This window comes from Nocardia vinacea NBRC 16497 (assembly GCF_000308835.1).
Lineage (GTDB): Bacteria > Actinomycetota > Actinomycetes > Mycobacteriales > Mycobacteriaceae > Nocardia > Nocardia vinacea.
The window spans coordinates 19,660-26,619 of record NZ_BAGN01000064.1; the positions used below are offsets into that span (position 1 = coordinate 19,660).

General features: G+C 64.3%; 7 protein-coding genes and 1 tRNA gene. 5 read left to right on the top strand and 3 right to left on the bottom strand.

Translation table 11 applies throughout. From position 1 onward, the window contains the following. The first annotated feature begins 49 nt into the window (after nt 1–49). Nucleotides 50–958: a class A beta-lactamase gene (gene bla, locus ON44_RS07245; protein WP_040687277.1), complete on the top strand. Its 909-nt coding sequence runs from the start codon at nt 50–52 to the stop codon at nt 956–958. Here the strand turns inward: bla and ON44_RS07250 are convergent. Further along, complete coding sequence (locus ON44_RS07250; RefSeq protein ID WP_040687307.1) at nt 947–1,969, bottom strand: AraC family transcriptional regulator; 1,023 nt, start codon at nt 1,967–1,969, stop codon at nt 947–949. The two genes, bla and ON44_RS07250, sit on opposite strands and share 12 nt — an antisense overlap. Nucleotides 1,970–2,065: 96 nt before the next feature. Between ON44_RS07250 and ON44_RS07255 the strand changes: the two genes are divergently transcribed. Beyond that, nucleotides 2,066–3,604, top strand: coding sequence for a flavin-containing monooxygenase (locus ON44_RS07255; RefSeq protein WP_051181680.1), 1,539 nt, complete (start codon nt 2,066–2,068; stop codon nt 3,602–3,604). 54 nt (nt 3,605–3,658) lie between these two features. Here ON44_RS07255 and ON44_RS07260 read toward each other — a convergent pair whose 3' ends face one another. Next, on the bottom strand, nt 3,659–4,867 hold the full coding sequence (locus ON44_RS07260; RefSeq protein WP_040687280.1) for an FAD-dependent oxidoreductase: 1,209 nt from the start codon (nt 4,865–4,867) through the stop codon (nt 3,659–3,661). Nucleotides 4,868–4,947: 80 nt separating this feature from the next. Between ON44_RS07260 and ON44_RS07265 the strand changes: the two genes are divergently transcribed. Next, nucleotides 4,948–5,415 (top strand): MarR family winged helix-turn-helix transcriptional regulator, encoded by a 468-nt coding sequence (locus tag ON44_RS07265; RefSeq protein ID WP_040687285.1) that lies wholly within the window; start codon nt 4,948–4,950, stop codon nt 5,413–5,415. 24 nt (nt 5,416–5,439) lie between these two features. Then, the gene (locus ON44_RS07270; protein WP_157187069.1) at nt 5,440–6,183 is read left to right on the top strand and encodes a hypothetical protein; all 744 of its coding nucleotides are present in this window, start codon (nt 5,440–5,442) and stop codon (nt 6,181–6,183) included. 1 nt (nt 6,184) lies between these two features. Here ON44_RS07270 and ON44_RS07275 read toward each other — a convergent pair whose 3' ends face one another. Continuing rightward, nucleotides 6,185–6,598, bottom strand: coding sequence for a VOC family protein (locus tag ON44_RS07275; protein ID WP_040687290.1), 414 nt, complete (start codon nt 6,596–6,598; stop codon nt 6,185–6,187). A gap of 100 nt (nt 6,599–6,698) precedes the next feature. Here ON44_RS07275 and ON44_RS07280 point away from each other — a divergent pair. Beyond that, nucleotides 6,699–6,772: transfer RNA gene (locus ON44_RS07280), tRNA-Met, on the top strand. Nucleotides 6,773–6,960 lie beyond the last annotated feature (188 nt).

Below are 6,960 nucleotides of genomic sequence, written 5' to 3' on the forward strand. Positions count from 1 at the left end.
GCCATGTCGGTCTTGGACAGACCGATCGGCACTGTGTTGTCGTGTGGCCATGACAAAGATCGGCAGACGCGGGCGGGGCTCGGCTCGCATGGGGTTCGTCCTGGTGACGACGGTGCTACTCGGCGCATGTGGAACCGACTCGAAGGACCCGGACCCAGCGCCGGCCTCGGTGGGCCAGTTGGCCGGTATCGAACAGCAGCATCAGGCCAGGCTCGGGGTCTTCGCCGTCGATACCGGTTCGGGGAGGACCGTCGGCTTCCGTCAGGACGAGCGGTTCGCGATGATGTCGACATTCAAGACCCTCGCATGTGCCGCGCTATTGCACGAACATCCGCTTGCCACAGGGTATTTCGATCAAATCATCCATTTCACCGCGGCGGATGCGGCAGCCGCGGGCGGTTCGGCGGTCACCGGCACCCGGATCGACAGCGGTATGTCGGTGTCGCAACTGTGCGATGCGGCGATTACCCGCAGCGATAATGCCGCGGGCAATGAGCTGCTGAAACTGCTCGGCGGCCCGCAGGCGCTGACGCGGTTCCTGCGGTCCATCGGCGATCAGGTCTCCCGACTGGACCGCACGGAGCCCACGCTCAATACCGCCATCCCCGGCGACGAGCGCGACACCACCACGCCCGCTGCAATCGCGGCCGACTATCGGGCACTGACAGTCGGCGACGCACTCGCCGCACCTGAGCGCGAGCAGTTGACGGCCTGGCTGATCGCCACCACCACCGGCGCCGCTCGCATTCGCGCCGGCCTGCCCAATGAGTGGAAGACCGGCGACAAGACCGGAACCGGCGACTACGGCTCGGCCAACGATGTCGCCGTCACATGGCCCGCCGGAAGTGCCGCGCCGATCGTGATTGCGGTACTGACCACCCACTCCAGCCCAGATGCTCAGGTGGACAACGCATTGGTCGCTGAGGCGACCAAAGAGACGGTCGGTCTACTGCGGTAGCCGGTGCTGCGCGCCCTCGCGCCGAACAGCGGTAGGCGTTGTGCCCCACCATCTTCGGGAACATCGGGTGAAGGTGGCCTGTTCGGACAGTCCGATCAGCGAGGCGACCTGGCTCATCGGCATATCGGTGGTGGTCAGGTAGCGGCGGGCTGCGTCGCGGCGGACCGTATCGAGGATGGTGGCGAAGGAGGTGTCCTCGGCGGCGAGGCGACGCTGCAGGGTGCGTGGATGGATCGTCAAAAGTCTTGACACGGCGGTGATTTCCGGCGGCGTAGTACCCAGTAGTTGTTGTACGGCGGCACGGACCTTCGGTGCGATGGCGGCATCCGCGCCGCCGGACTGTTCGGCAAGGAATGCCATGGCCAAGCGATGCAGATTCTCATCGCCGCCGCTCAGCGGCCGGGTCGCCAGGCTGATCGGCACTCGCAATGCCGCCGCGGGACGCTCGACGCGCACGGGTGCGCCGAAGAAATCCTCATAGACACCGATCGGCGCGGCGGGCCGGTACGGCAGTTCGACCGAGCGCAGCCCGTAGCGTTCGTCCACCAGCCGTTGAAATGTGCGGTGCACGAAGGCGAGTCCGAGATCGGTGCCCTGGATGGGTGTGGGCCCGCCGGGTTGGACGCCATAGCGCAGGGCGGTCACGCTGCGGTCGCCATAGGGGTCGGGCTCGAGCGTCAGGCTGAGCGACCGCGCGTGCAGGAACAGATAGCGCGAACAGCATTCGAGGGCATCGGCGAGCGTCGGCGAATTCCGGATGGCCAAGGCCAGCGGGCCGAGCATATCCAGATCCTGTCGACGCGAAATGCGCAGTCCGAGGTCGGGACAGTCGAGCCGCTGCGCGGCCAGCTCCAGCGCCGCAGCGACCGCCTGATCCGGTACCAGCAGATCATCGGCATCGAGAGCGGCGAAAGGCAGCCCGACGGCGGTGGCGAACTCCTCGGCGTTTCCGCCCAGCTCCGCTACCGTCGCGCGAAATCCGCGCAACCCCGCGGACCGAATCACCGACATGTCGCCCAGAATCAAATACTTGTCGCGCAAAGTCAAGAAATCGGTCGACTGTCCTTCCAGACTGGAACAATGAGACCAGCATCGCGCAGCGATTCGATGAGGGGCGGTGGTCGGGTGGCGGGTGGGCCGGAAACCGCCGTAGTTCCGGACCACCTCGATGTCGTGATCGTCGGCGCCGGGCTATCCGGCATCGGCGCGGCGTATCGGCTGCAGACCGAATGCCCGGGCAAAACCTATGCAGTGCTGGAGGCGCGCGAATCGCTGGGTGGGACGTGGGATCTGTTCCGCTATCCCGGAATTCGCTCGGATTCGGATATGTTCACTCTCGGCTATCCGTTCAAGCCGTGGCGGAATGCGAAGTCGATCGCCGACGGTCGGTCCATCCTGCGCTACGTCGAGGAGACGGCCGCGGAATTCGGCATCGACCGGCACATCCGCTACGGCACCAAGGTGGTCGGGGCCGACTGGTCCACCGCATCGGCGTGCTGGACCCTCACCCTCGAGCAGCGCGATGCTGCAGGCGACACCACGCAGCGGACGCTGACCTGCAATTTCCTCTACGCCTGCGCCGGGTACTACAACTACGACCAGGGCCACTCCCCGGATTTCCCTGGCATCGACTCCTTCGCCGGGCAGGTCGTGCATCCGCAGTTCTGGCCCGAGGATCTCGACTACGCCGGCAAGCGCGTCGTGGTCATCGGCAGTGGTGCGACGGCGGTCACGCTGGTGCCCGCGATGGCCGATCAGGCCGAATCCGTGACGATGCTGCAGCGCTCGCCGACCTGGATCAGCGCCGTTCCCGGCCGGGACAAACAGGCCGACAAGATCCGCGAGCTGTTGCCGCCACAGTTGGCGCACCGCGTGATACGCACCAAGAACATCCTGTTCAGCATCGGTTTCTATCAGTACTGCCGTCGCCGTCCGGAGGCCGCGCGCAAACTGCTCACCGGTCTGACGGCACGAATCCTCAAGGATGAGAAGGCCGTCGCCGAACACTTCACGCCGAAGTACGACCCCTGGGATCAGCGGCTGTGTGCTGTACCGGATGCCGATTTCTTCAAGGCGATGAAGAAGGGGAAGGCGCAGGTCGTCACCGACCATATCGAATCCTTTGTGCCCGAGGGAATTCGGCTGAAGTCAGGTCGAATCCTGGAGGCGGACATCGTGGTCACCGCGACCGGGCTGCAATTGCTGGCCTTCGGTGGCATCGCGCCGCAGGTCGACGGAGCGGCGGTGAACCTGTCGGAACAATTCGTCTGGCAGGGTGCGATGCTCACCGGTGTACCGAATTTCGCGGTCTGCATCGGGTACACGAATGCCTCATGGACTTTGCGCGCCGACCTGACCTCGCGGTTGGTCTGCAAGGTCATCAATCACCTGGATCGCAACGACTATGCGGCCGTGGTGCCGAAGCCGGAAGGCAAGCTCGACGAGCGCCCGCTGCTCGATCTGGCGTCGGGCTATATTCAGCGCTCGATCGGCGACTTCCCACGTCAGGGTGACCGGCATCCGTGGAAGGTGCGGCAGAACTATCTGCTCGACTCGGCCACGACCATGCGCACCAGTTTGCACAAGACGCTTTCGCCCACGCCCCGCTCGGCTGTCCGCCAGACCGATCTCTCGGTTACCTACTGAGCTGTCACATATCCAAATGATGACTTCACGCGGGTTGTGTCATCGAGGAAGCCGTCAGCGGTGCGCCGCCGGTGCTGTCCAATCGATCCGGTAGTCGAACATCCAGTTCAGCGGGGCGACACCGGCTTTGGCGGCCTTCTTCAGGAAGTATGGCGTGAGCAGCCGGACCAGCATCCTGGCGAATCCGTTGGATGCCTTGTCGCTACTGGTTTCCGCGCCGTAGGCGACCACCTTCTCGACGCGTTCTCGGCGGCGGTTCTCGAAGGCGGCCAAGGCCGCGGCGGTATCCGGGATGTCGCGCAGGCAGATCGCCAGTGTCAGGGCATCTTCCACCGCCATGGATACGCCCTGGCCGGAGGACGAGGCCACGGCATGGGCGGCATCGCCGACAATGACCATATTGTCGTTGTGCCACCTGGTGACCGTCGGCATGTCGTACTGGTTGAAAGCGGGTACGAAGGTGTCATCCGTTGTGGCGGCGACGATCCGGGCGGCCGGGCCGCGATCCACCGACAGCAATCCGACGAGTTGCGCTCGCCAGTCCGCCGACTGCGCCGATGAAAGCTCACGTGTCCGAGGCATATTGGCGAACCACCAGATCTCGCCGTCCGGTGCGACGAAATAGCCGAAGAACGCCTTCTTCCCGAAGATCATGCTGTACACACCGGGCCGCAGCCCGAGTTCGCGATGCAGCACCCGATCGGTGACGAATCCGCCGAGCCCGTAGATGCCGAGGAAGTGCGCCTCCGGGGCGGACGGATCGATGATTTCCCTTGTGCGAGACCGTATTCCATCGGCACCGATCAGGACATCGGCGTCCATCGTGGTGCCGTCGGCGAAAATCGCACGCACACCGTTCTCGGTCGACGCCGCATCCACCAGCCGCTTGTTGTACTCGAACCGCACGCCGCGCCGCGCCGCTTCGGTATTCAGCGCTCGATACATATCGCGCCGCTTGATGCTGTGCGTGACGGTGCCGTCGGGCAGTGTGCCGCCGATCGGCATATCGGTGATGTGCTTGCCGCCGCTGGTCGCGAACGACAGTGTGGCGGTCGGGTGCCCGATCTCGGTGACCACGTGATGCGCGTCCAACAGCGCCAGCGCCGACAGTCCGTTCACCGCCACCGTCAGATATGCGCCGATCTGCTCGGCCGCGGCCTCCGCGTATGCCTCGCACACAATCGGCTCCAGTCCGGCCTGCTGCAATGCCATCGCGGTGACCGGCCCGGCGATCCCGCCCCCGATGATCAGCGCCTTCTTCATGGTGTGCCTCCGAAATCTCTCTTGGCTCTGCTGTATCTTGATTATCAAGACATCAGTAGTTTGACGATCAAGAGGCTTGAATGTCAAGAGAAAAGTTGGAGCTGACAGAACTGCGCGCCGAGCTCGGCCGCGAAGCGCAGGCGCTGCAGGCCGCGGTCGACGCCGTCGACCAGGCTGCCGCGACGAATCTCGGCGTCAACCGCACCGACCTACGCTGTCTGGAAATCTTGTGGCACGGCGAATCCACCCCCGGTGCTCTCGCCGCCGAACTCGGTCTGACCAGCGGTAGCGTGACCACCATGCTGGACCGTCTCGCCAAACTCGACTACGTGGTCCGGCATCCGGAACCGGGGGACCGCCGCAAGGTCGTCATCCGCATTACCGACGCCGCGATGGCCGAGGTCATGCGGATCTACGGGCCGATTGCCGAGGAGGGTGCGGGCGAGGTCTCGCGCTACAGCGCAGCGGAACTGCGCCTCATCCTCGACTATCTACGTCGCTCGCGTGAGCTGCAGGAGCGCCACCGCACTCGGATCACGGAGCTCTGAAATACCTTCCGCAAGTGGGTGCTCATGGCAACAGCTGACATGATCACCACCATGATCGAATTGCGTAACGCACGGTGGGCAGTGGCAATGGCGGCGGGTGTGGTACTCGTCGCGGGCTGTAGCGGCAAGGACGACTCGGCGAATCACTCGAATTCCGCTACGCCGACCACGCCTCGCGAACAGTTGGTGCTGACCCCGGAGGAATTCCCCGCGGGCACAAAGAAGCTCGATCTGCCGCCGGAGCAGCTGCAGTCGACGGTCGGCGATCTCACCGCAACCCAGCAGAACGCCACCTTCACACCGGCGGAATGCGGTTCCACGCAGCAGGATCTCGCAGCGGCGACCAAGGAACTGCTCACGCAGTCGGCCATCTCCGCGGCAACCGGCAAGTCGGGCCAGATCTTTGTCGAATTCGTCTCCGGGCGGACCGGAGATCTGCAACGGATCGCCGACGGCAATAAGCGCTGCGGTTCGGTCGAGGTGGTCGCGACCTACGATGGCCATCAGGTCACCGCATCGCAGCGCGTCACGAGTCAGCCTGCGCCCCAGGAACTGAATGGCGCGAACGCTATCGCCTACCACGCGACCAGCACCGCGACGACGGATGTCAGCGGTACTCCACTGACACAGAACGCGTACCTGGGTTACGCCGAGGTCCGGGGCATCACGGTCGCGGTTCGCGTTGCCGCGCTGGACGATTCGCTCGACCAGGCGGCCTTCGATCAGTTCTTCGTCGCGGCGGTGCAGAAGGTGGTGAAGGCGGCCTAGCCTACTTGCGAACGATCAGTTCCAACGCGATATTGTCCGGATCCCGGAATTCGAGGATATAGCTGAACCCGATGTCCTTGATGTCTTCGCGCGCGACCCCGCAGGCATCGAGATGCGCTGCGGCAGCCTCCAATTCGGCCAGTGAATTCAGCGGGAACGCGAGATGATCGAGCCCGACCCGGTCTTCGTCGAAGGTATCGGTGCCGACCGGCCGCAACCCGAGCATCCCGTGCTCCATCCGATAGATCACCCCGCCGAACAAGAACCCGAGCTGCTGCCGCGTCGCCTCATCCGCATCGGCGGGCACCTCCAGCGCGACCGGCCATCCGAACACCGTCTCGTAGAACGCCCGCGACCGATCGATATCGCAAACCGTCAGTCGCACATGGGCAATGGCACTAGTGGCAATCGGCATACCCCCATGCTCGCACCCGCCACCGATTACCCGCTGGTTAACCCCTCCCACCTGCCGTTTAGGTAAGCGCCGACCCATGCTGTAGCGTTATCTCCACCGACGCGGGGTGGAGCAGCTCGGTAGCTCGCTGGGCTCATAACCCAGAGGTCGCAGGTTCAAATCCTGTCCCCGCTACAAAGGGAATGGCCCGGAACGCATTGTTCCGGGCCATTTTCCATTCTTGCTTCGGAGTGGGTTCGGGTCGGCATCGCGCAGTGGATAATCCGCGCGCTGATCGTTTGCGTCGTGGCACATGTCCATGTGGGCGGTGGTGCCTGCAAACCCTGGGCGTCTTCAATCTTGTATATGTTTTCGACTGAGCG